Origin of the sequence: Moellerella wisconsensis (genome assembly GCF_022592395.1) — a bacterium.
Lineage (GTDB): Bacteria > Pseudomonadota > Gammaproteobacteria > Enterobacterales > Enterobacteriaceae > Moellerella > Moellerella wisconsensis.
The window spans coordinates 1,275,679-1,299,397 of sequence record NZ_CP093242.1 but is presented as its reverse complement, the minus strand read 5'-3'; the positions used below and the strand labels follow the sequence as shown (position 1 = coordinate 1,299,397).

The 23,719-nt window shown below is 39.5% G+C and carries 15 protein-coding genes; 5 read left to right on the top strand and 10 right to left on the bottom strand.

All coding sequences use genetic code 11. The annotated features are described in order from the left end of the window. Positions 1 to 126 precede the first annotated feature (126 nt). The 5 genes from MNY66_RS05675 (at position 127) to pdxR (ending at position 4,836) form a co-directional block, all read left to right on the top strand. Positions 127 to 981, top strand: coding sequence for a LysR family transcriptional regulator (locus tag MNY66_RS05675; RefSeq protein WP_047256819.1), 855 nt, complete (start codon positions 127 to 129; stop codon positions 979 to 981). An 86-nt stretch (positions 982 to 1,067) separates the two neighbouring features. After that, positions 1,068 to 1,880 (top strand): PhzF family phenazine biosynthesis protein, encoded by an 813-nt coding sequence (locus MNY66_RS05670; protein ID WP_241501656.1) that lies wholly within the window; start codon positions 1,068 to 1,070, stop codon positions 1,878 to 1,880. Between the two features lie 156 nt (positions 1,881 to 2,036). Continuing rightward, entirely contained in the window at positions 2,037 to 2,462 is a 426-nt protein-coding gene (locus MNY66_RS05665) for an acyl-CoA thioesterase (RefSeq protein ID WP_047256799.1), read from the top strand. A gap of 237 nt (positions 2,463 to 2,699) precedes the next feature. Continuing rightward, on the top strand, positions 2,700 to 3,137 hold the full coding sequence (locus MNY66_RS05660; protein WP_047256798.1) for a universal stress protein: 438 nt from the start codon (positions 2,700 to 2,702) through the stop codon (positions 3,135 to 3,137). Positions 3,138 to 3,366: 229 nt separating this feature from the next. Next, entirely contained in the window at positions 3,367 to 4,836 is a 1,470-nt protein-coding gene (pdxR, locus tag MNY66_RS05655) for a MocR-like pyridoxine biosynthesis transcription factor PdxR (protein WP_241501655.1), read from the top strand. A 104-nt stretch (positions 4,837 to 4,940) separates the two neighbouring features. On the opposite strand, the gene MNY66_RS05650 is transcribed toward pdxR, so the two are convergent. The 10 genes from MNY66_RS05650 to MNY66_RS05605 all read right to left on the bottom strand — a co-directional run bounded on the left by MNY66_RS05650 (position 4,941) and on the right by MNY66_RS05605 (position 23,663). Continuing rightward, positions 4,941 to 5,525 carry a histidine phosphatase family protein gene (locus MNY66_RS05650; protein WP_047256796.1) on the bottom strand — a complete coding sequence of 195 codons (585 nt, stop codon included), beginning with the start codon at positions 5,523 to 5,525 and terminating at the stop codon, positions 4,941 to 4,943. Between the two features lie 146 nt (positions 5,526 to 5,671). Then, entirely contained in the window at positions 5,672 to 5,995 is a 324-nt protein-coding gene (locus MNY66_RS05645; protein WP_241501654.1) for a YnfA family protein, read from the bottom strand. 183 nt (positions 5,996 to 6,178) lie between these two features. Further along, the gene (locus tag MNY66_RS05640) at positions 6,179 to 8,257 is read right to left on the bottom strand and encodes a TonB-dependent copper receptor (protein ID WP_241501653.1); all 2,079 of its coding nucleotides are present in this window, start codon (positions 8,255 to 8,257) and stop codon (positions 6,179 to 6,181) included. Between the two features lie 146 nt (positions 8,258 to 8,403). Beyond that, on the bottom strand, positions 8,404 to 8,859 hold the full coding sequence (locus MNY66_RS05635; protein ID WP_231637048.1) for a DUF2946 domain-containing protein: 456 nt from the start codon (positions 8,857 to 8,859) through the stop codon (positions 8,404 to 8,406). Positions 8,860 to 9,161: 302 nt separating this feature from the next. Next, positions 9,162 to 10,292: an ABC transporter substrate-binding protein gene (locus tag MNY66_RS05630; protein ID WP_047257127.1), complete on the bottom strand. Its 1,131-nt coding sequence runs from the start codon at positions 10,290 to 10,292 to the stop codon at positions 9,162 to 9,164. 222 nt (positions 10,293 to 10,514) lie between these two features. Further along, positions 10,515 to 11,267 (bottom strand): hypothetical protein, encoded by a 753-nt coding sequence (locus tag MNY66_RS05625; RefSeq protein ID WP_241501652.1) that lies wholly within the window; start codon positions 11,265 to 11,267, stop codon positions 10,515 to 10,517. A 375-nt stretch (positions 11,268 to 11,642) separates the two neighbouring features. Further along, entirely contained in the window at positions 11,643 to 12,884 is a 1,242-nt protein-coding gene (locus tag MNY66_RS05620) for an HlyD family type I secretion periplasmic adaptor subunit (RefSeq protein ID WP_047257126.1), read from the bottom strand. 1 nt (position 12,885) lies between these two features. After that, positions 12,886 to 15,111 carry a type I secretion system permease/ATPase gene (locus MNY66_RS05615; protein ID WP_241501651.1) on the bottom strand — a complete coding sequence of 742 codons (2,226 nt, stop codon included), beginning with the start codon at positions 15,109 to 15,111 and terminating at the stop codon, positions 12,886 to 12,888. A gap of 10 nt (positions 15,112 to 15,121) precedes the next feature. Continuing rightward, positions 15,122 to 16,381 carry a TolC family protein gene (locus MNY66_RS05610; RefSeq protein WP_052956421.1) on the bottom strand — a complete coding sequence of 420 codons (1,260 nt, stop codon included), beginning with the start codon at positions 16,379 to 16,381 and terminating at the stop codon, positions 15,122 to 15,124. Positions 16,382 to 16,493: 112 nt separating this feature from the next. Further along, on the bottom strand, positions 16,494 to 23,663 hold the full coding sequence (locus tag MNY66_RS05605) for an Ig-like domain-containing protein (protein WP_241501650.1): 7,170 nt from the start codon (positions 23,661 to 23,663) through the stop codon (positions 16,494 to 16,496). Positions 23,664 to 23,719 lie beyond the last annotated feature (56 nt).

Here is a 23,719-nt window from a genome sequence, read left to right as displayed (position 1 = left end):
TGCGGAGGGTTAACCTAAATAGTCCTCTATATCGCATCTTACTTGAACTCTGATTGCTAAAGTGCAATTATCATCGGTTCTATGTATGAATACAAAATACCAGCCATCGATAAAACCGATACTATGATGAATTATTCGTTTGATACATTACGTACTTTCGTTGAGGCCGCAGCACTAAAATCTTTTTCTGCCACCGCGCGTAAACTAAATAAAAGCCAATCAACTGTCAGTACGCTGATTGCAAATTTTGAAACCGATATAGGAGTCTTACTGTTCGAACGCCAAGGTCGCCAATCAATTCTTACCCCAGCGGGGCGAAAAGTTTTAAGTTTAGTTGAAGATATATTGTCTGCCAATGAACGCTTACATGCGTTAAGTATTGAGTTAAACCAGCAGGTAGAATCTCGATTAAGCTGCTGTTTTTCTGATATTTATCAGCCTCCACATACCGACTATCTCATGCAAGAAATGGATGCAAAATTCCCACAATTAGAATTTGAATTTATTATTGCAGAAAGTGAAGATACATTGTCACTGCTACAAAATGGTCACGTGCATATAGGTATGATTGACTCTCGTGCTGAATATCCACCAGATATTGCATCGGCACGATTGCCTAAACAGGGGGAAATGGGGCTGTATGTCATTCAAGATCATCCCCTAACTAAAGTCACTAAATTAACCCATCAGCACCTAACTATGACTCGCCAATTGCATCTGAGTAGCAAGAATCAATTAATGATCAACAGTGAAAAACTGTGGGTTGCTCCCACCTATTTATTACTATTAGAAATGGCAGAGCAAGGCATGGGTTGGTCAATTTTACCTACTTGGTTAGTAAAACAATTTGGTCATGATAAATTAGTCAGCTTGCAATATGCACAGTGGCCTAAATTAATTGATGTTGATCTGGTCTGGTCAAAAACTAATCCTCCCGGGCTAGCAGGTTATTGGTTAATTAATCAGCTGCTGACAGAATAATGAAATATTCCGCAAAAGCATATTAACATTATGACTCTATTATTTATTCTCTAATAAAACCGTTTCACTGATAAGAAGAATAATCTATGACTGCTTCTACTTTTCCCATTTATTACGTTAATGCTTTTACCGATCAATTATTTAAAGGCAATCCAGCCGCGATTATATTACTTGATGAGTGGCTAGATGATACGTTATTAATTTCTCTTGCCGCAGAAATTAATTTGTCTGAAACCGCATTTATCGTCGATCGTCATATTCGCTGGTTTACGCCCAAAATAGAGGTTGATTTATGTGGTCATGCTACATTAGCCGCCGCTTTTATTATCGATAAATTATCATCAACCAGCCAACAACCGATTATATTTCAATCGAAATCAGGGGAGTTAATCGTCACCCGAACTACTGACGGATTTACGCTGGATTTCCCCCAAATGGCTTGTTCAATCGCTCCCTCCGAATTAAAAGACCATCTGAGCAAAATTATTCATACCCAAATTGCCGAGTTGTACTTAGCGAATGATCGTTATATTTGCTTTTTATCTCATGAGCAAGATGTCGCTTCTTGTTCTCCTGATTTCGATGCAATAGCCCAATTACCGCTCCCTGGCTTATGTATTACCGCATTATCTCAAAATAACACCTGTGATTTTGTATCGCGCTATTTTGCTCCCGCGAAAGGTGTTAATGAAGATCCGGTAACGGGAACTGCCCATTGTGCGATCGCACCGCTTTGGGCCAAACGATTAAATAAAAATCAGCTTACCGGACATCAAATATCTGTACGTGGCGGATTTGTAGATTGCAAAATTATTAACTCACGAGTTCATCTCTCTGGGCGAGCCACTTTATTTCTGACCGGAACGATTCAACTCGAAAATTATTTAGATAAAAAATAACAGGCTAGTATAATAAAGGCCATGACTATCAACTAATAGTACCGGTTCTATTTTAACTTATCGTATCTATGCAATGGCTAATCCCCCTCAGATCACGGAAATTAAAATCATAACTCGGGTATTACCAGTGTAGATAATTAATCCTAAGGATGTTGTATGGCTATAGAAGTACCAAAAAAAGATCCCGCAGAATGCTCATTAGAGGCAAAAATATCATCATCAATAACGAGGGTATCAAAAGTTATTTTTCCGACCACCACCAATCATCATGACACCTTATTTGGTGGAACTGCGCTAGCGTGGATGGACGAAGTCTCTTTTATTACTGCGACACGTTTTTCTCGTAAACGATTAGTCACTGTTTCAACAGAAAAAATTAACTTCACTCACCCCATCCCTTCTGGCACCATTATTGAATTAATCGGTAAAGTTATCCGCGTAGGGACCACCAGCCTGACCGTTAATGTATCTATTTTTCTTGAAGATATGTATTCCGAAGGCCGCGAAGAAGTTATCCATGGGCAATTTAATTTTGTAGCGGTTGATGATCAAGGTAAGCCAGTAAAAATACTGGATAATTAATTTTTTATTCCTCATAAATATACAATGAAAATAACCAGTAAAAATTATATTTAATAGATTTTTAATTCACCACTGGTTATTTTATTTTTTGTTGTACAGCAACATATTTTTCTGATTAACCAACAAAAATTCAAAATATATTTTTATTGTATTTTTATCTAAAAATAACCGTATTTGGTCTCATTATTAAAATTTTAAAATGGGTATAATAGCTCAAACAAGAAAAGGAGATCATATATGTATAAAACAATATTAGTGCCAATTGATGTTTCAGAAGATGATTTAACCGAATTGGTTATTTCTCATGTTAATGAGCTACAAAAAATTAGCGGTGCATCAGTTCACTTTTTAGCAGTCACCGCCCCCATTTCGACCTACTTCCGTTACGGTAGAACGATGATCCCTACAGATTTTCCGGATGATGAAAAACAAGCTGAAGCCATAGCTAAAGAGTTAAAAAAGAAAATAAAATTGTTTTCTATCCCTGAAGATAAAATTCACAGCTATTCATCGATTGGGTCAGTCAAAGACTGTATCCTCGATACCGCTGAGAAAATCAATGCCGACTTAATTATATTAGGTTCACGTAGACCAAGCATGAGTACCTATCTGTTAGGTTCAAATGCAGCATCGGTAGTTCGATATGCTAAGACCTCAGTCATGATTATCCGTTAGAGTGTCATTATCTAATGATCTTAATGAGAAATATATGCACACAATTTGTGTGAGTATTTCACATCTAAATAGGTTAAATTAGAATTTCATAAACATTTTTGTGATTTTTCACACCCTGCTATATTAGCAGGGTTTTTTATGTCAAAATCACTATCACTTAGTTTATTCCTCGCTAATTTTGTTTCTTGGTTCTCATTTCAAGCTATCTGGCTACCGATTAAGAAATATAATGACTAAAAAAAATCAGTATAATTTTCCAATATTACCAATTAAAAACGGACTTCTGCATGAACAAGTTTATCACTCATTACGCGATGCTATTCTTGATGGCCGGTTACACCCGGGTAATAAAATTCCTTCCAGCCGAGCAATGGCTGAAATTCTATCTATCTCACGTAATTCAATCATCGCTGGTTTTGAACGCTTACTTGATGAAGGCTATTTAGTCACCAAACGAGGTTCAGGCACCTATATTTCAGACATCATCCCAGATGAATTAACCAAGGTTCAAATTCCCACCACAAAGAGTGAGATTTATTCCCCCGTAGATTTAGAAATAAATCCTAATATTTATGCCATGCTAGATATATGGAAAAAACTGCAAGCTTCACTAGCCAATAATAGTTTATTTAATATCGGTATCGGCTGTGCAGATTTATTCCCCCATCAAACTTGGGGGAGATTATTAAAACGCGCATGGCGTCAATATCAGCACAGTCAAATATCCCATAATGATCCTGCCGGTTTTCAACCATTACGCGCCGCAATCAGTCAATATGCACGCGCAACTCGCGGATTAAATTGCACAGAAGAACAAATCATCATTGTTAATGGCACCCAACAAGCGATCAACTTAGCCACTCAGGTTCTAACACAGCCTAGCAATAATGTTTGGCTCGATGATCCCGGCTATGATGGTGCTTATGGTGTTTTTCTGTCTGCGGGAATGACAGTTAATTCAGTCACCAGCGATCAGCAAGGAATGGATGTTTTTTACGCTATCAAGAACTTACCAACTGCCAAATTGGTATTTACTGCTCCATCACATCAGTTTCCACTTGGTGGTGTCCTGAGTTTAGAACGTAGATTACACTTGCTAGAATGGGCCGCTGAGCATAAGAGTTGGATATTTGAAGACGATTATAATAGTGAATTTCGCTATTCTGGCAGACCACTTCAGGCGCTACAGGGCTTAGATAAATATCAGCGCGTTATTTATGCTGGTTCATTTTCTAAAATGATGTTTCCTGAGTTTAGATTAGGATTCATGATTGTCCCTACGCCCCTGATTGATGCCTTTAAGCTAGCAAAATATTATGCTGATTCAAGCAGCTCATTTCTAGAACAAGCTACTTTAACCTTATTTATTACAGAAGGACACTATGCCCGCCATGTAAGACGTGTTCGTCGTGCTTGTAATGAACGAAAAAAAGCCCTTGTTGATGCCATTGAGCGGTATTTAGGCGATAAATTTTGCGTCCATCCAGCAGATTCAGGTATCCATCTTGTTTGCTGGCTACGCCATGGCCTAACGGAGGATCAAGTCATTGAGGCTTCACAAACGTTGGGCTTTAAAATTCAGCCGTTATCACGATATTGCCGCCAACCTCCCGAGCACCCCGCCGTTTTATTAGGTTTTGCCGCTCATTCTGCCGAAGAACTAATCGCAGGAATTAAAGCACTCGCGCTGTTAATCTAAATATTATTCTATCCTATAAATGCAGATACTGTTTTTTATCGTAATATTCTTAATGGAATAGACTAAATTAAAAACTTATTCAATCGATTTAACAGGGAATATACTTATTTAGGGCAAATAGTTGAGAGATGAGTTAGATTTTGCTGTTCCTGCACAAAGCTAACATGGCTCTCATTATTACTGGTTTTCTCAATGCGAATAACATAAATACTGTCAAAATCGTCACTTTTCCATTTAGGTACTTGCTCAGAGTCTCCCCCTAATTGCTCCATAATAGCTTTAGCAGTTTTGACTAAATTATCATGCTCCCATGCCACAAAAATTACTGAATCTGCATATTTATCATTCAATAAAGACTTCTGTAATTCCTTAGTCTCTTTAGCATGATATTTAAGATTAATTGGCAATGATAAACGGATCGCCGTCGGGCTAATAGTCTGTAACGCACGCAATGAATGCCCCAATTTATTTTGTTTTGGTGCTGCCGCATAAATCGCCTGTGGGATCCCGTACTTATTAATTAAAATATCAGGCAATGCTAATGAACGATTCAATCCTTTGCAGGTTAATTGCCCACTATCATTATCTGGTTTTTCACCATGACGAATAAATACGATTGTTTGTGAGGAATATGCCATTTGCCCTAAACTCGCGATAATTAAATTTAAAATAATGAATAATTTACCCATGATAATTATTCCAATTTTTGAAAGCAGTTTTCGAGAAGAAATATTAAATTTATCTTCGGCTATTTAAGCTAATCTATACGATGATAAATTAGCTCGCAACTCGAATAATGATCATATATTCAATAACACATTAGCCATAAAGTCATTTATTTCCAACCACTAATAATAACGCCAGCACCAATGATCACGATTAAAGCCCCCACCCAATCCGTTGTCGTAAGAACTACGCCATCGACAAAACGTAACCATAACAATGCAGTAACAATATAAATCCCTCCATAAGAAGCATAAATCCTGCCACTTGCCTCGGGATACAAACTTAAAAGCCAAACAAATAACATCAAGCTTAATACCGCAGGAAGTAATAACCAAATACTGCCACCTTTTTTTAACCATAAATAAGGAAAGTAACAGCCAGCGATTTCCGCGATTGCTGTGACTACAAACAGTAACGTAATTTTTAATGGCATTTAACTTCCTTTGTTATGTTAAATTCAACCGATAATAATCTCTGTTATATAGCTGAAATAACATAAATCAGCATAGGCCTTAATCCAATGAAATTACAGATTAAGGCCTGAGAATAAAGCTAGATTTAATCATTATTAAGCAAGATAACGCATAATATGCTTATCAACAATTATTGTTACAAATTAAAAAGTAACATTAAGCTTTGCCCAAAATGTGCGTCCAGGTTCATTAATCGGTTGCTCAGAAGAATAACCAAATCCACTATTTCCGGCTAAATTCAAATGCTCGCTATAAGTTTTATCAAACAGATTATCAACGCCAGAACTGAGCTTAATATAATCATTCAATTGATAGGCAGCATTAGCAGAGAAAACAGCGTAACCCGCGCTACTGTCAAAATCTTTACCAACCACATTTCCTTGATTAATAGCAATGCGCCCTTGACGACTGACTAATCTTAGTAACCCGGTGCTGCTCCATTTATCTTTTTGCCAACCTAAAGTTAAGCGTGTTTCTAGTGGTGGCATTTGCGGTAATGCATGATGGTCGCTGGTATTTTCTCCCCAAGCATAAGCCAGGCTGGCATCCGTTTTCCACGTATCCGTAATCTGATAGCTCATCCCCATCTCCCCGCCCATAATTGTTGCATTGATATTATCAACCTGGCTGATACGTGCATTATGAGCGTCATAACGGAATAAAATGAAATTATCAACTTGCCCTATATAAGCTGAAATCCAACCATTGATCTGTTTGCCACTATATTGTGCACCAATATCTAATTGACGAGTTTTCTCTGATTTCACTGCGTTAAAGACATTATGAGTGCCGCCTGGTCCATAAGTTGGTGAAAACAGTTCCCAGTAATCAGGAAAACGCTCCGTATAACCTATACCGGCATATAACATAATGAGTTTCTCTGCCAATGTATGTTCAAAACGAATAAATCCAGCAGGTAGCGTATCAGTACGTTCCGCGCTATTCATCGAGGCATATTTATTCACTAATACTCTATCTACTCGTGCACCGCTAATCAGTGAGCTTTGCTCTGTAGCTTTCCATGTTAGCTCACTGAAAATTCCATAATCCTGAAAACGGGCATCTTTATTCCACTGATTATTCCTTTTCGAACGATGAGTATTGATCTGCATATCTGCTCCACTTTGCAGCTCAAAATCAGACCAGATCCAGCTTCCCATCATTCGTCCACCGACTATTTTGCGATCTAGCTCCATCGCCATCGGCATTTTCATGCTCATAGAATGCCCAGAGTGTTTCGCCGAAACCATTGGCATATGTCCCGTTATATGTCCGGTTGAATGTCCTCCGCTATGTCCCCCCATCATCTGACTAGGAGAACGCAGCGAATAATTATCCATCACATGATCGGCATAATTGTAATAAATATTGGCCTCAAATTTATCAAATACTTCGCCAATATTGGATTTTTCAATTCGTAACCCTAAGCTATCGCGCTTAAATTGGGAGCCATCCATACCACGACCAGCATAACGTGCTTCACCATCGCCCTTACCTGCTGTTAACTCCAATAATGTATATTCGTCCGGCGTCCAACCTAATGCAATATCCGTATTCCACTTACTCCATTTAGAGGGAACCGGATGACCATCGCCATCTTTATAGTCATTGGCATGGGATTTATTGCCCGTTAAACGCAAATATCCCAATTGGTTACCCATACTAATATCGGCATTCACATCCCAACGATCATTTGAGGCGGCTAGCGCACTTGCTGTCCCTTTAATATCCGCATGTTCAAAATAAGGACGCTCTTGCTCAAAGCGAACAGTACCCGCCGAGTTTCCTGGCCCCCATAATACTGTTTGCGGGCCTTTCGTCAGTGTCAATAAATCAAAACTTTCCGGTGAAATATACGAACTCGGCGCATCCATACGCGAAGGACAAGCACCTAACATCTCACTATTATTGGTTAGTATACGTAAGCGAGAACCAAACATACCGCGAAAAACAGGATCGCCATTGGTTCCACCATTTCTAATTTGTGAAAATCCGGGAATAGTTTTTAAATAATCCGACCCATCACTCGCAGGTACAGGTTGTCGCGGGGTTTTAGGCGAGCTGATAATTGTCAGCGGTGATGATGTTGGTGCCGTCACGGTCATAACTTGAAAGTTGTTTATTACTTGACTCTTTTTATCTGCTGCAATCACCGGTGTGGAAAAAATAGCCATAATGACTAAAGTGGCGACTGGCGTACGTGAAAAACAATTTGCTTTCATTAATATTTCCTACGATAGGATAAACATGATTTTCTTATTACATGGTGATCTATAATTTTACTTAGGGTTATTTCAGGCAAAGAATTGCCGTAGCCGTAAATAAGCTATTAATCACGATATAGATTATTATTAATTCTATTATTTATTTAGGATAAGGGAATGCGTTCAGGAGGAGCTCGAGCAAATTGTAATGACCAAGGACGACGAGATATCACCGGATAATGATAATCATCAAAACATTCAACGCGGGTACAAATAATTAATAGCCAAAGGAAAATAGCTAAAAAGAATAGAATGAAAGGAAGGCAAATTAATAACTGACAATACCCACAAGCAATATCTTCCATCGGTGACTGACCAATATTAGACATTAATATCGTGTGTATTGTTTTTAATTCATGGCAGTTTTCATGTTCGCCCTGCGCCATATCATGATGCATAGACATATTATGCATAGCAACGAATGGCTGGTGATGAGAACATGCTGTATTTTGCATCAATGATTTTGAGATCACAGGAGCAACAAACAACATAATCACCGAGAATAGAGCTAACCAAGCCGCGATAGGCGGAAAAAACGTAGGCTTACAAAACGTTCTCACCTGCAATCGTATTCCATCATTTATATAATTCGGCCTGAATTGTATCTTATATGATGAACAATTGTTACGGTTTTTATTCTAATTAACGCTATTTTTAACACCATCCATATACAGTATTCCATAAATACATTAAACGAATCGTTACTTTTCAATCCTGCTATAGCTAATTATTATATAGTAAAAGGAGTAATTAGAAGGTAACTCATATTTTAGCCATAAAAAATGAACTGTATTTAATATATTTAGCTTTAATGCATTTTTATAAATACAGTCCATTATTTAAAATTAAACAAAATCAGCTATTAATTAACCGATTTAATTCCCCAAATAGCCTCAGCTACCGGAATAGTAGTAAATTCTTTAATAATAGTGTTATATGTTTCACTTGGATTTAAATCAGAGAATTGATTGGGATAAATAAATTTCGCCAAATACTCTAAGCCTACAATATTATAAGTGTGATTATAAAAGTTATGATATACACCGTATAATTGATTATCCGCTACCGCACTAATTTGATTAAACCCAACACGATTCTTTAAGCGCTCAAAACCAGCGGCGGTTTCTTGTGTTGTAACACCATAACCAAACGGAACCGCAATATTCTTTTTATTTACCCAGCGAGAGCCTGTCACAATATAAACATCAGGTTTAGTACTGATGACTTGTTCCAAAGAAACGGTACCAGAAGATCCCGGTAAATAATGACTACCGATATTATCAGCACCCACAGCTTGGATCATCCCCCCCCAACCCGCATTGTTATGGGTAAAACAGCAACTGTCTGAACCATTAGCTCCGGCTTTTGCTTCAACAAAAACACGAGGTTTAATCACTACTTTTGCTGTTTTGATTTGTATATTATCTAAATGCTGCTGATAGAAATCGGTATATTGCTTAGCTTGTTGTTCTTTATTTAGTACCAAACCTAATAAACTCACGCTCGCTTTGGTATTTTTGACTGGTTCCAAAAAGGTATCGACGTAAATAATCGGAATGTTAGCTTGTTTTAATTTACTCACTACGCCTGAGCCTTCTAAAGCCGGCTTAGCTCGTAATTGAGCTATCAACACATCTGGACGCTGCGCAATAACTAACTCGGTATTAACTTCACCTTTGTCATTAAATCCCATATCAGGAATATTGTTCATTGTTGATTTCCATTGACTTTCTAACAATGAAACCGCTTGAGGATCAGATTTTTTTAAATTGTTATTCCAAGCAACAACTCGCTCAAAAGGATTATCTCTATCGAGCAATGCTAGCGCTAAGATATCTCGACCATCTTGTAAAACAATACGTTTAGGTTCTTGCTTTAATGTAATTTCTTGCCCATCAGTATCTGTAAAAGTAACTGGATAAGTAGTCGCGGTGGCAGAAAAGGCTAATGATGCCAGTAATGATGCTGAGAGCAGGTGATATTTTATTTTCATGTTTTACCTCTGTATTAAGAATACAGATGTTAACAGTTATCATTATCACCAGCAAAGAAAAATGCTATTATTACTTGCGGATTATGTTAATTTTTAACATTATCATCATGCAACCTCCCTCTACCATATCACTACCATCGAGTAACCATTAAAATTGCGAGCTATCTGGTCAATTATTTGATAACTTTTAGTAGTTATTAATGGTTAACATAGAAATTGTCCTTAATGTTTAATCTTCGATAATATAAACTGCTGAGTCTTGCTGACTATCTCCTGCCATTGCAGTAATTTTTCCGGTGTAAAAATCACCTCAACAAATACCCCTATTTCAGGCATGACAAACATCGCTTCACAGGTGTAATATCTTTTTTTAAGCGGTAACCACATGCAGTCAAAAACCACCGGTATACGCCCGTCTATTTCCGCCCAATAGTAATTATTAATATTTTCATCAAAAAAATAGCGACTACTTCTATCCGCAAGCTTAGAGCGGACTGATTTTTTAGTCACCTTAACAGAATAGAGATTTAATTCCTGATGATACATCATCGGATCAAAACGTTTATCCTCACGTTTTTTAAGATAAAAATTACGCATATAAGTTACATCAGGATCAGTTTTTTGTAATGGCTCAACACTAATGGTTAGCCCATCAAATCCCCGTTTTTTTTTCCACCATTCTTCCTGATCTCCGGCCTGCATATCTGGCCAATTGATGATCATCGGCAATACTCTAAAATTCGCCTCACAACCTTTTTTATTATAGATAAAATCGGGGTTCCAAATACTGGCACCTTCATATTCTGCCCAATAAATAATATAGTTCGCCGGAACTTCCATCACATGACCATTAAATTTACCGCACACAAAGCCAGGTCTATTATCGGCAAAAGTTAATGGCGATAACATTAATAATACTATTATTATATACTTTAATTTTATCGTGAAACCGAATAGATTACTTGCCTCACTCATAATAACAACCTCAGAATTATAATTAACTCCTACAATAATAAATTACATTCTTACTATATAAACAATAGTTAATATAATAAATAAAAAGATATTACATAGGAAAAATGAAATCAACCATAATCAAAAACAAAAAACATCTACTGAAAGTAATTAATAATCTATTAATATGAAAGGTATGAGAAGTAAAAAAGGATAAGTCATCGCCATGGTAGAAAAATAGCAATCAGACCAAATACAAATAATAATTCAACTTACTAAACTCATAAAATTAAATAATGTTACAATAATACCAATATCACATTATAATGATGATTAAGCACCCGCAATAAATTCAAAATAATATTTACTTTGATTTATTACGGGCAATGAATAAACTCAACGTTCAGATAGCGCTTGTTTCATACGTGTAATCGGTTTAATCAGATAGTCAAACACACTTTTTTCACCCGTTTTAATATCTACAGTAGCTATCATTCCAGGAATAATAGCCATCTTATTCTGGTTTTTATCTAATAAATAATTAGTATCAGTCTCAACAATAATACGGTAAAAAACTTCATTAGAATTCAGTTTTAATTCACTTCGCCGTGTATCATTGCTCAATGTATCTGGGCTAATCATAATTAGTTTACCTTTTAATCCGCCATAAATAGCATAATCATAAGCACTAACTTTAACAACAGCAGGCATTCCTGGTCGTAAAAAAGCCACATCTTGTGGTTGAATATAGGCTTCCACCATTAGCTTGTCATCTAATGGGACGATCTCTAAAATATCTTGCCCGGTATTAACCACACCACCAATTGTAGTGATCTTGACATTCTTTACGATACCACGAACAGGAGCACGAATTAATGAACGCCCGACAGGATCTGCTCGCATTTGCATATTTTCTCGGGCTTGCGCTAATTCAGATTCTATTTTAATTAATTCTGCATTAGCCTCCGTCAAATAATTATTTTTACGCTCCGCTATCTGGGTAGTTAATTCACTAATTTGTCGTTCCATTCTTAATAATTCGACTTGTGAGACCAAGCCTTCTTGCGCTAATGGACGAGTTATTGCAACTTCTTTTGCTAATAAATTTTTGCTTCTTTGTAAGCCTGAAATCGCATCATTTAATCCATTCTTTTTCGCGTTAAATGCTAGCATCTCACGCTCAGATAACTCATTATCTGGAATAGCTGAGAAATCGGGGATTGTATTACTGGCTTCAGCTTTTAATCGAACTGCTATCGCCTCTAAATTTTGTACTTTAGCCTGACTTTCGCGATAAATAGCTGAAGAACGAGTGTCATCGAGTTGTAAAAGAACTTGATCTTTTTCAACAATATCTCCCTCTTTAACATTCATTACTTTAATTACGCCAGGATCAATACTTTGAATAATCTGTTCACGGCTACTAGGAATAATCGTACCTTGTCCTCGTGTGACCTCTTCTAATTTACTGTTATATGCCCAGATAATAAAAGTAGTTATTAGCAAAAATAAAAAAATAATCGGTAAGAAAAGAAATTTATGATTTTCTTTTTGCATAGCAGAATTTAAATCATGAACTAATTCAATATCAGCATGATTAATTAATTCATCATCAGAATGGCGTTTTTTATTAAACATACTATTTATCACCTACTTCTGGTTGTGGTTTTTGATGAGATATATTTGAAATAACTTGAATACGCGTAGTTACGTTACTTCGTGGTACTTTTGCCACTGAATGAGCTGGTTTTTCTTGCGCTAATAATTTATCAAGTACCTGTTTTTTAGGCCCATCTAAAATAATTTTACCGTCATCCATAACAATGATGCGATCTACTATATCGAGTATTTGATATTTATGTGTAACCACAATTAATGTTTTATCTTTTGTCCATTGGCCAAGAGTATTTAATGCCTGTTTTTCCGTTTCTTTATCTAAACCGGTGGTAGGTTCATCCAGCAATACCACGCGAGGTTTTCTCAACATTAATTGAACTAAGGCGATAATTTGTTTTTGTCCCCCAGATAATCCCAGCCCATCTTCTCCTAAAGGCATATCTAAGCCGGCAGGATGTTGTCTAATTAATTTATCTAAACCAAAAGCACTTAATGCGGTAATTAATTCATCGTCACTGGAATAACTGTCGATACGTGCTAAATCTAAATTTTCACGTAATGACCCATAAAAAAGACGTGGACTTTGACTTAATAATGCGACTTTATTACGCAAATAAATAGGATCAATTTGACGAATATCGAGATTATCAAGCGTTATATTTCCCTGACTTTGTTCATATAACCCAGTTAATAATTTCAATAAGGTACTTTTACCACTACCAATTTTACCCAGAATAGCCACTTTCTCACCGGGTTTAATAATTAAATTTAATTCCTTTAATGCTGCAGGGCTGTCTTTATCATATTGATAACTAATATTCGATAATTCTATAGCGCCCTGAATTTTTTCCGGCGTAATATATTTTCGTTCACTATTTCGTTCTATTGGACGAGAAATAATAGCATTCACCCCTGCCAATGCCATTTTTGCAGATTGAAAACGTGTCGCTAAACTGGCTATTTGCCCTAATGGGGCTAACGCACGGCCAGAAAGAATAACACTAGCAATCAATGCCCCCATTGTAATACGCGAATTAACATCATCAGAATGAATTAAATATGTACCAACAAACACTAAAGCGACAGTATTTAATTGCTGTAATGCCGCACTAAAGTTGATCATAAAGTTAGTTAGATTTCTTACTTTTATTGAGGTCAGAGAAGTTCGTGCAGTAAACATTTCCCAGCGTTGCTGTGCCCATGTAGTAGCATTATTAACTTTAAGTGTTTCTATCCCTTCAATAGCCTCAACGGCTAATCCTTGACGCTGAGAAGATTCTTTCATTGATGATTGAATACTGCGCGCTAATGGTTTTTGAATTAATAAACCTACAATTACCACGATAGGTAAAATAGTTAATGGGACGAATGCTAAATATCCCCCAATTAAGCTAATAACAAAAATAAATAAAAAAATAAATGGTAAATCAACCACTGCTAATAAGCTAGCACTGGTCATAAAATCACGAATAGCTTCAAAATCTTTTAAATTATTAGCATAAGAACCTGATGAGGTAGGTTTTTTATCAAAACGCAATAACATCACGCGTCTAAATAATGCGGAACTAATTAACATATCTGCTTTTTTACCAGCAATATCTAGCAAATAAGCACGTAACATTTTTGTAATAAACTCAAAAATGATAGCTAAAATAACACCAATTGATAATACCCATAATGTTTCATACGCTTGGTTTGGAATAACCCTATCATAAACATTCATTACATATAATGAACTAATCAGCGCAAGCGTATTAATGACAAATGAGGCGATGATCACTTGATAATAATATTTTTTGAAGCGTCCAATAATTTTCCAAAACCAACGCTTTGGCAAATGATATTCAGGAAGTTCTGAGCGAGACTCGGGATTAACAGTTTTTTTAATAAACCAGCAATATCCTAAATAATTAGTGACTAGATCATTATACGTAATGATTTTTTTCAATCCGCCAGAAAGAATAACTTCATATTGTCTAGATGTCTTCTTTCCTTCGATTCGATTAACAACCACAGATTCATCATTTTTTAATAAAATAACAAAGGGAGTTGCTAGCGATGGTATATCAATAATATCACGCTTAATTAATTGATTATCTAATCCATGTAGCTTTAATATCTCTTTCAAAGATGATAAATCAATAGACTTATCTGCTTTCCGCTCAATTTGCGACCATAATACCTCACTAGCAATCGGCGCCCCGAGCATTTTAGTAACTAACGATATATTCTCAATAATAGAATTCATAATTTTTTATTTAGTTAAATGTGTTCTGGTTCATCCATGCAGTAATTTTTGTCTGCACGGCCAAATAATTAAGGGTAGAGTCGCGAAAATCATTTTGACTAATCACCGCACTAGTTTTTATGCTCGCGAGCTCATTGTAGGCATCCAGCAAATCAATCAAACTGCGTCTTGCGATAACAAACTGTTTTTCATAATTAGTTACGACTTGTTGCTGTTGTTTTATATATTCAATAGCAATTTTATTCTGTCGTTCACTTTGAGTCATATTAATTGCCGCTGACTCACTCATCTCTTTAATATCTAGTAATGTTTTACGGAGTCTGGCATTAGCCGCGGATAATGCATATTCTTTCTGAGAATGGCTATAATAAGTAACTTGATCAAAAATATTCCAAGAAACCCGAATAAAAACCTCTCGATTATCTTTAGTCGCATTTAATTCTAAATTAATCGCAGGTTTTCGTTCAGCACTACTCACTACCAAATCTGCTTGTAAGCTATTTTTATCGGCTAACTGGGCTTGATACGTCAGATTATTTTCTGGTGTGCTATCTTGAAAAGTCTGTAAAATTGTTAAAGCATCAGTATTTCTAAATGGATCGATTAACTGATCAACTTGTAAATTACGCCCTGTCAATATAGATAATTTTTTCAATGCTAATAATAAGTTTCTTTCGGTCTCTGCATAGCTCATATCGACTTTTAATATCCGAGCTTTCACTTGAGTTAATTCACTCATCCGCCCCGGATCATGTTTAACTATAGTTTGCAGTTGATTTAATATTTTTTGATGTTGTTGTCGATTTTCATTAATAATAAGTAAAATTTCTTTATTTCTTAATACTGATAAATATAATTTACCTATTTCATCACTAACATTTTCATTAGTTAATAAAACATGATCATTATAATAATTTTCTTTCTCTCGTTCTCTATCGATACTCGCTTCAATTCCGCCCCAAGCATAAATATTCATATTAGCTCTTACACCTAAATGAAGGTTTTTTTCTAATGCATTACTGTCATATTTATGTTCTTGAGCTAATGGCTGGGTTCCCATCAAGCTTATAACGGGATAATGGCCTGCTTGCGCTTTTTGTACATTACTTTTAGATGCTTGATAATTAGCGATAGCTTCTTGAACTTGTGGAGTCTGACTTAATGCTGATTGTAGAAGCGTTTTTAATTCTACAGGCTCGGTAGAAAATGCCCAGATAGGTATAAACAAAGTAACTATACTGATTAATAAAGTGTATTTTTTATATTTCATTTTCAATATAAATAATCCATTATTTTTTTATGTTATTAATAAGGAATGACAGACGCCACATATAATATGCAGCGTCTGCTTTATTACAATAAGTTAAATTTAAAATAAGTATTTAAATTACAGAATTTTGTTCAACCTGTAACATATCTAATTGTGAAAACATTGATTGATTATTATAACTGTAAGATGAGTCATCAAATTCTCTTGCATCATTTTCGCGACTAAAGTTCATTACTGGCTCTGTTGATAATAAATTAATATCATTATAATCAGCAATAAATTTTACTGTTTCAGCTTCAAGTGGCTTAACATTTTTCAGATCAATAGTAATTAATGATTGAACTGTATCACCCTCTTTATCTGCTAAAATTAAAGTAAATTTATCTTCGGTTATATCTGAAGGTCGTTTAAAACCTGGCTTATAAGTAAATTCACCATAACTCTTTTCGCCTAATGATATAAATAACTCTCCCCCTGCATTAGTATTAACATGCAGTAGCCCTTGCCCTAAATCAGCCCATTTATTAGCACTATCACTTTCATGGGATAATGTAAATTGATGATCTTGTACATTATAAGTATAAGTGACACCATCAACCTCAATACTGGTTGAACCCATTCCATCAGCACCAAAAGAGATCAGATTATTACCATCTTCATCTTGTGCAAAATTACTTTTAACACTTCGATCATTAGGAATATATTGTTCTAAAGTATCTGATAGTTTAGACATATCGGTTAATACAATCAGATCACTACCATCATTATCCAACCGCTTCACCCCATCATAAGCGATAGGTTTTAAATATGTCTTACCGTCAACGTCCATATCGGGGCCAATACCAATAGCTATCGCACGTATATTATTTTGCTCAAGGAACTCTTTCCATTTATCCTCGCCAATATCAACATTAGAGGCTCCTGGAATATAATGACTAGAAGATTCAGCTTGAATACCTAAACCATTATATTCAGAGTAATAATCACCTTCATTATTTTCATTAGGTATGCCATCACTAATAAAATAAAAAGTATTATCCACACCATTTTGAGTGACTGGTGCTCTATTTTCAAATGCATCTTGATTATAAATACTTACTATTTGTTGTAATGCTGCATCATAGTTAGTATCAACACCAATATCGTTCCAATCTGGTTGTAATGTTCCATCTCTCAAACCTTCAATAATGGCTTTAGCCTCCGTAAGAGTACACCAGAAGGGCTGATCTGCCGGATGATCACTTGAACCACCAAGAGCAACTGCGCTTTTAGCAAAACCATTAAGGCTTACACGAACATCACCACTATCAGCACTCTCTAAACGAGTTTGATAATTATCTAATAAACTTTGCATAGCATCGAGAGCTGCGTCATAGCGAGTTATTTGTACGCCATTTTCAACTATTCCACTATCTGAGGCATACATACTAGAAGAAAAATCTAAACTGATAATAATATTCGCATAAAAGGTATTTTCTATTCCAGTTTCAACTGTTGCCGATATATCTTCTGATAAAGGAGCATCATCTTTAATTGATATTTCGCCTTTAACAATATCGGTTTCACTTTGAACTGAGAAATCAATTCGCACTTCATCCGTTGATTTTTCATGATCAATGGCATCATGCAATTCAACTTGATATTTAATCGAAATTTCGCCACTATTTGCTTTTGATTCTGTCAACTTAATAGTAACAACCGTATCACCATTTTCTGTTTTCCCCACTAATTCTTGAGGGGATTCTTCCCAAATAATATCTTTTCCATGAGAGGTCAGCTTATTTTCTGGTTTTACTAATTGAATATTGAGCTCTGCAACTGGTTTATTATCTGGATTAGAAATAATAAACTCACCATCAGCCCTAGTATCTGCGGTATTAGTATGAGAGCCGTCAGGTAATCCTGATTCAGAAACCGTCACTTTACTGATCTGTGTCTGAGATATTTCTACGGTTACCGTCGCCGGCTGAGAAATATTGCCTGCTTTATCCTTCACCGTATAAGTAAAAGTGTCCTCACCATGCGCGCCCGGATTTGGCGTGTAAGTGGCTTTACCAGTGATGGGATCAATAACCACTTTCCCTTGGCTTGGCGGCGTCACCACGGTCACGCTGGTCGGATCTAAATCGCCGTCTTTGTCACTGTCATTGTTCAGGATATCGATGGCAACCGGGGTATTTTCTTGGGTGCTCGCGCCATCGTCCTGTGCATCAGGATTGGCGCTGATATGGACGGTCACCGTCGCCGGCTCGGAAATATTACCTGCTTTATCCTTCACCGTATAAGTAAAGGTATCCTCGCCATGCGCGCCCGGATTTGGCGTGTAAGTGGCCTTGCCAGTAATCGGATCAATAACCACTTTCCCTTGGCTTGGCGGCGTCACCACGGTCACGCTAGTCGGATCTAAATCGTCGTCTTTGTCGCTGTCATTGTTCAGGATATCGATAGCAACCGGGGTATTTTCTTGGGTGCTCGCACCATCGTCCTGTGCATCAGGATTGGCGCTGATATGGACGGTTACCGTCGCGGGCTGAGAAATATTGCCTGCTTTATCCTTCACCGTATAAGTAAAAGTGTCCTCGCCATGCGCGCCCGGATTTGGCGTGTAAGTGGCCTTGCCAGTGATCGGATCAATAACCACTTTGCCTTGGCTTGGCGGCGTCACCACGGTCACGCTGGTCGGATCTAAATCGCCGTCTTTGTCGCTGTCGTTGCCTAAAACATCGATGGCAACCGGGGTATTTTCTTGGGTGCTCGCGCCATCGTCCTGTGCGTCGGGATTGGCGCTGATATGGACGGTCACCGTCGCCGGCTCGGAGATATTGCCTGCTTTATCCTTCACCGTATAAGTAAAGGTGTCCTCGCCATGCGCGCCCGGATTTGGCGTGTAAGTGGCCTTGCCGCTGATGGGATCAATAACCACTTTGCCTTGGCTTGGTGGCGTCACCACGGTCACGCTGGTCGGATCTAAATCGCCGTCTTTGTCACTGTCATTGTTCAGAATATCGATGGCAACCGGAGTATTTTCTTGGGTGCTCGCACCATCGTCCTGTGCGTCGGGATTGGCGCTGATATGGACGGTCACCGTCGCCGGCTGAGAAATATTGCCTGCTTTATCCTTCACCGTATAAGTAAAGGTGTCCTCGCCATGCGCGCCCGGATTTGGCGTATAGGTGGCCTTGCCAGTGATCGGATCTATGGCGACAGTGCCTTGCGCCGGCGACTTAACTATCGTCACGCTAGTCGGATCTAAATCGCCGTCTTTGTCGCTGTCGTTGCCTAAAATATCGATGGCAACCGGGGTATTTTCTTGGGTGCTCGCGCCATCGTCCTGTGCGTCGGGATTGGCGCTGATATGGACGGTTACCGTCGCAGGCTGAGAGATATTGCCTGCTGTATCCTTCACTGTATAAGTAAAGGTGTCCTCGCCATGCGCGCCCGGATTTGGCGTATAGGTGGCCTTGCCAGTGATCGGATCGATGGCGACAGTGCCTTGCGCCGGCGACTTAACTATCGTCACGCTGGTCGGATCTAAATCGCCGTCTTTGTCACTGTCGTTGCCTAAAACATCGATGGCAACCGGGGTATTTTCTTGGGTGCTCGCGCCATCGTCCTGTGCATCAGGATTGGCGCTGATATGGACGGTTACCGTCGCCGGCTCAGAAATATTGCCTGCTTTATCCTTCACCGTATAAGTAAAGGTGTCCTCGCCATGCGCCCCTTTGTTTGGCGTGTAAGTGGCCTTGCCGCTGATGGGATCAATAACCACTTTGCCTTGGCTTGGTGGCGTCACCACGGTCACGCTGGTCGGATCTAAATCGCCGTCTTTGTCACTGTCGTTGTTCAGAATATCGATGGCAACCGGGGTATTTTCTTGGGTGCTCGCACCATCGTCCTGTGCGTCGGGATTGGCGCTGATATGGACGGTCACCGTCGCGGGCTCGGAGATATTACCTGCTTTATCCTTCACCGTATAAGTAAAGGTGTCCTCGCCATGCGCGCCCGGATTTGGCGTGTAAGTGGCCTTGCCGCTGATGGGATCGATGGCGACAGTGCCTTGCGCCGGCGACTTAACTATCGTCACGCTGGTCGGATCTAAATCGCCGTCTTTGTCGCTGTCATTGTTCAGAATATCGATAGCAACCGGAGTATTTTCTTGGGTGCTCGCACCATCGTCCTGTGCGTTGGGATTGGCGCTGATATGGACGGTCACCGTCGCCGGCTCAGAAATATTGCCTGCTTTATCCTTCACCGTATAAGTAAAGGTGTCCTCGCCATGCGCGCCCGGATTTGGCGTATAGGTGGCCTTGCCAGTGATCGGATCGATGGCGACAGTGCCTTGCGCCGGCGACTTAACTATCGTCACGCTGGTCGGATCTAAATCGCCGTCTTTGTCGCTGTCGTTGCCTAAAACATCGATAGCAACCGGGGTATTTTCTTGGGTGCTCGCGCCATCGTCCTGTGCATCAGGATTGGCGCTGATATGGACGGTTACCGTCGCGGGCTCAGAGATATTGCCTGCTTTATCCTTCACCGTATAAGTAAAAGTGTCCTCGCCATGCGCCCCTTTGTTTGGCGTGTAAGTGGCCTTGCCAGTGATCGGATCAATAACCACTTTGCCTTGGCTTGGCGGCGTCACCACGGTCACGCTGGTCGGATCTAAATCGCCGTCTTTGTCACTGTCATTGTTCAGGATATCGATGGCAACCGGGGTATTTTCTTGGGTGCTCGCGCCATCGTCCTGTGCATCAGGATTGGCGCTGATATGGACGGTTACCGTCGCGGGCTGAGAAATATTGCCTGCTTTATCCTTCACCGTATAAGTAAAAGTGTCCTCACCATGCGCGCCCGGATTTGGCGTGTAAGTGGCCTTGCCAGTGATCGGATCAATAACCACTTTGCCTTGGCTTGGTGGCGTCACCACGGTCACGCTGGTCGGATCTAAATCGCCGTCTTTGTCACTGTCATTGTTCAGAATATCGATGGCAACCGGGGTATTTTCTTGGGTGCTCGCGCCATCGTCCTGTGCGTCGGGATTGGCGCTGATATGGACGGTCACCGTCGCCGGCTCAGAAATATTGCCTGCTGTATCCTTCACCGTATAAGTAAAGGTGTCCTCGCCATGCGCGCCCGGATTTGGCGTGTAAGTGGCTTTACCAGTGATTGGATCAATAACCACTTTGCCTTGGCTTGGCGGCGTCACTACGGTCACGCTGGTCGGATCTAAATCGCCGTCTTTGTCACTGTCATTGTTCAGAATATCGATGGCAACCGGGGTATTTTCTTGGGTGCTCGCGCCATCGTCCTGTGCGTCGGGATTGGCGCTGATATGGACGGTCACCGTCGCCGGCTCAGAAATATTGCCTGCTGTATCCTTCACCGTATAAGTAAAGGTGTCCTCGCCATGCGCGCCCGGATTTGGCGTGTAAGTGGCTTTACCAGTGATTGGATCAATAACCACTTTGCCTTGGCTTGGCGGCGTCACTACGGTCACGCTGGTCGGATCTAAATCGCCGTCTTTGTCGCTGTCATTGTTCAGAATATCGATGGCAACCGGGGTATTTTCTTGGGTGCTCGCACCATCGTCCTGTGCATCAGGATTGGCGCTGATATGGACGGTCACCGTCGCCGGCTCAGAAATATTGCCTGCTTTATCCTTCACCGTATAAGTAAAGGTGTCCTCGCCATGCGCGCCCGGATTTGGCGTGTAAGTGGCCTTGCCGCTGATGGGATCGATGGCGACAGTGCCTTGCGCCGGCGACTTAACTATCGTCACGCTGGTCGGATCTAAATCGCCGTCTTTGTCGCTGTCGTTGCCTAAAATATCGATGGCAACCGGGGTATTTTCTTGGGTGCTCGCGCCATCGTCCTGTGCATCAGGATTGGCGCTGATATGGACGGTTACGATCGCGGGCTCGGAGATATTGCCTGCTTTATCCTTCACTGTATAAGTAAAGGTGTCCTCGCCATGCGCGCCCGGATTTGGCGTGTAAGTGGCCTTGCCGCTGATGGGATCGATGGCGACAGTGCCTTGCGCCGGCGACTTAACTATCGTCACGCTGGTCGGATCTAAATCGCCGTCTTTGTCGCTGTCGTTGCCTAAAACATCGATGGCAACCGGGGTATTTTCTTGGGTGCTCGCGCCATCGTCCTGTGCATCAGGATTGGCGCTGATATGGACGGTTACCGTCGCGGGCTCAGAGATATTGCCTGCTGTATCCTTCACCGTATAAGTAAAAGTGTCCTCACCATGCGCGCCCGGATTTGGCGTGTAAGTGGCCTTGCCGCTGATGGGATCGATGGCGACAGTGCCTTGCGCCGGCGACTTAACTATCGTCACGCTGGTCGGATCTAAATCGCCGTCTTTGTCGCTGTCATTGTTCAGAATATCGATAGCAACCGGAGTATTTTCTTGGGTGCTCGCACCATCGTCCTGTGCGTCGGGATTGGCGCTGATATGGACGGTTACCGTCGCCGGCTCAGAAATATTGCCTGCTTTATCCTTCACCGTATAAGTAAAGGTATCCTCGCCATGCGCGCCCGGATTTGGCGTGTAAGTGGCCTTGCCAGTGATCGGATCAATAACCACTTTGCCTTGGCTTGGTGGCGTCACCACGGTCACGCTGGTCGGATCTAAATCGCCGTCTTTGTCGCTGTCATTGTTCAGAATATCGATAGCAACCGGGGTATTTTCTTGGGTGCTCGCACCATCGTCCTGTGCGTCAGGTGGATTCTGAACTATAGATTCCTTTTTTGATCCCCCATTTTTACTCAGTGCAATACCACCTGCCGCTAGAGGCAATAACGCTGCTAGCCACCATGGATTAAATGCCCATACCGGAGGGAGCTCAACACCACCAATAGCTTGCCCTGCTTGATGATTTTCAGCTAATTGACTAATTGCATCATTTTCTAACGTGCTTTCTGGCACATACGGATAATATTTACCATTTTCATGTTGACCAATAATTAAATTAGTCTGATTTACAGCAGAATCTATTTCACCATCAACAGCAAAATAATTATCAATAATAAGATCTGGCGCATCAATGTCCGCACCTTCAAATGCAATATATAAATTATCACCAATACGTTTTGTTGCTATATTTTCTGGTGCATATTGAGTATCATTATTAATAAGTAAATAATTAACATTTTTTTGTGCTTCAATATGTAATGGTTGGCCTTTAGCTCCAATACCATTGAAGCCAGCAGTGAATGAATAATCTTTAATAGTTTCACTATTATTATTGATTTTTATTGTAATGTTTTTGCTAGTCATGAACTATCCTTTCATCTGATATATCAGATAAAATAAAATGTTATTAAGTTATAATT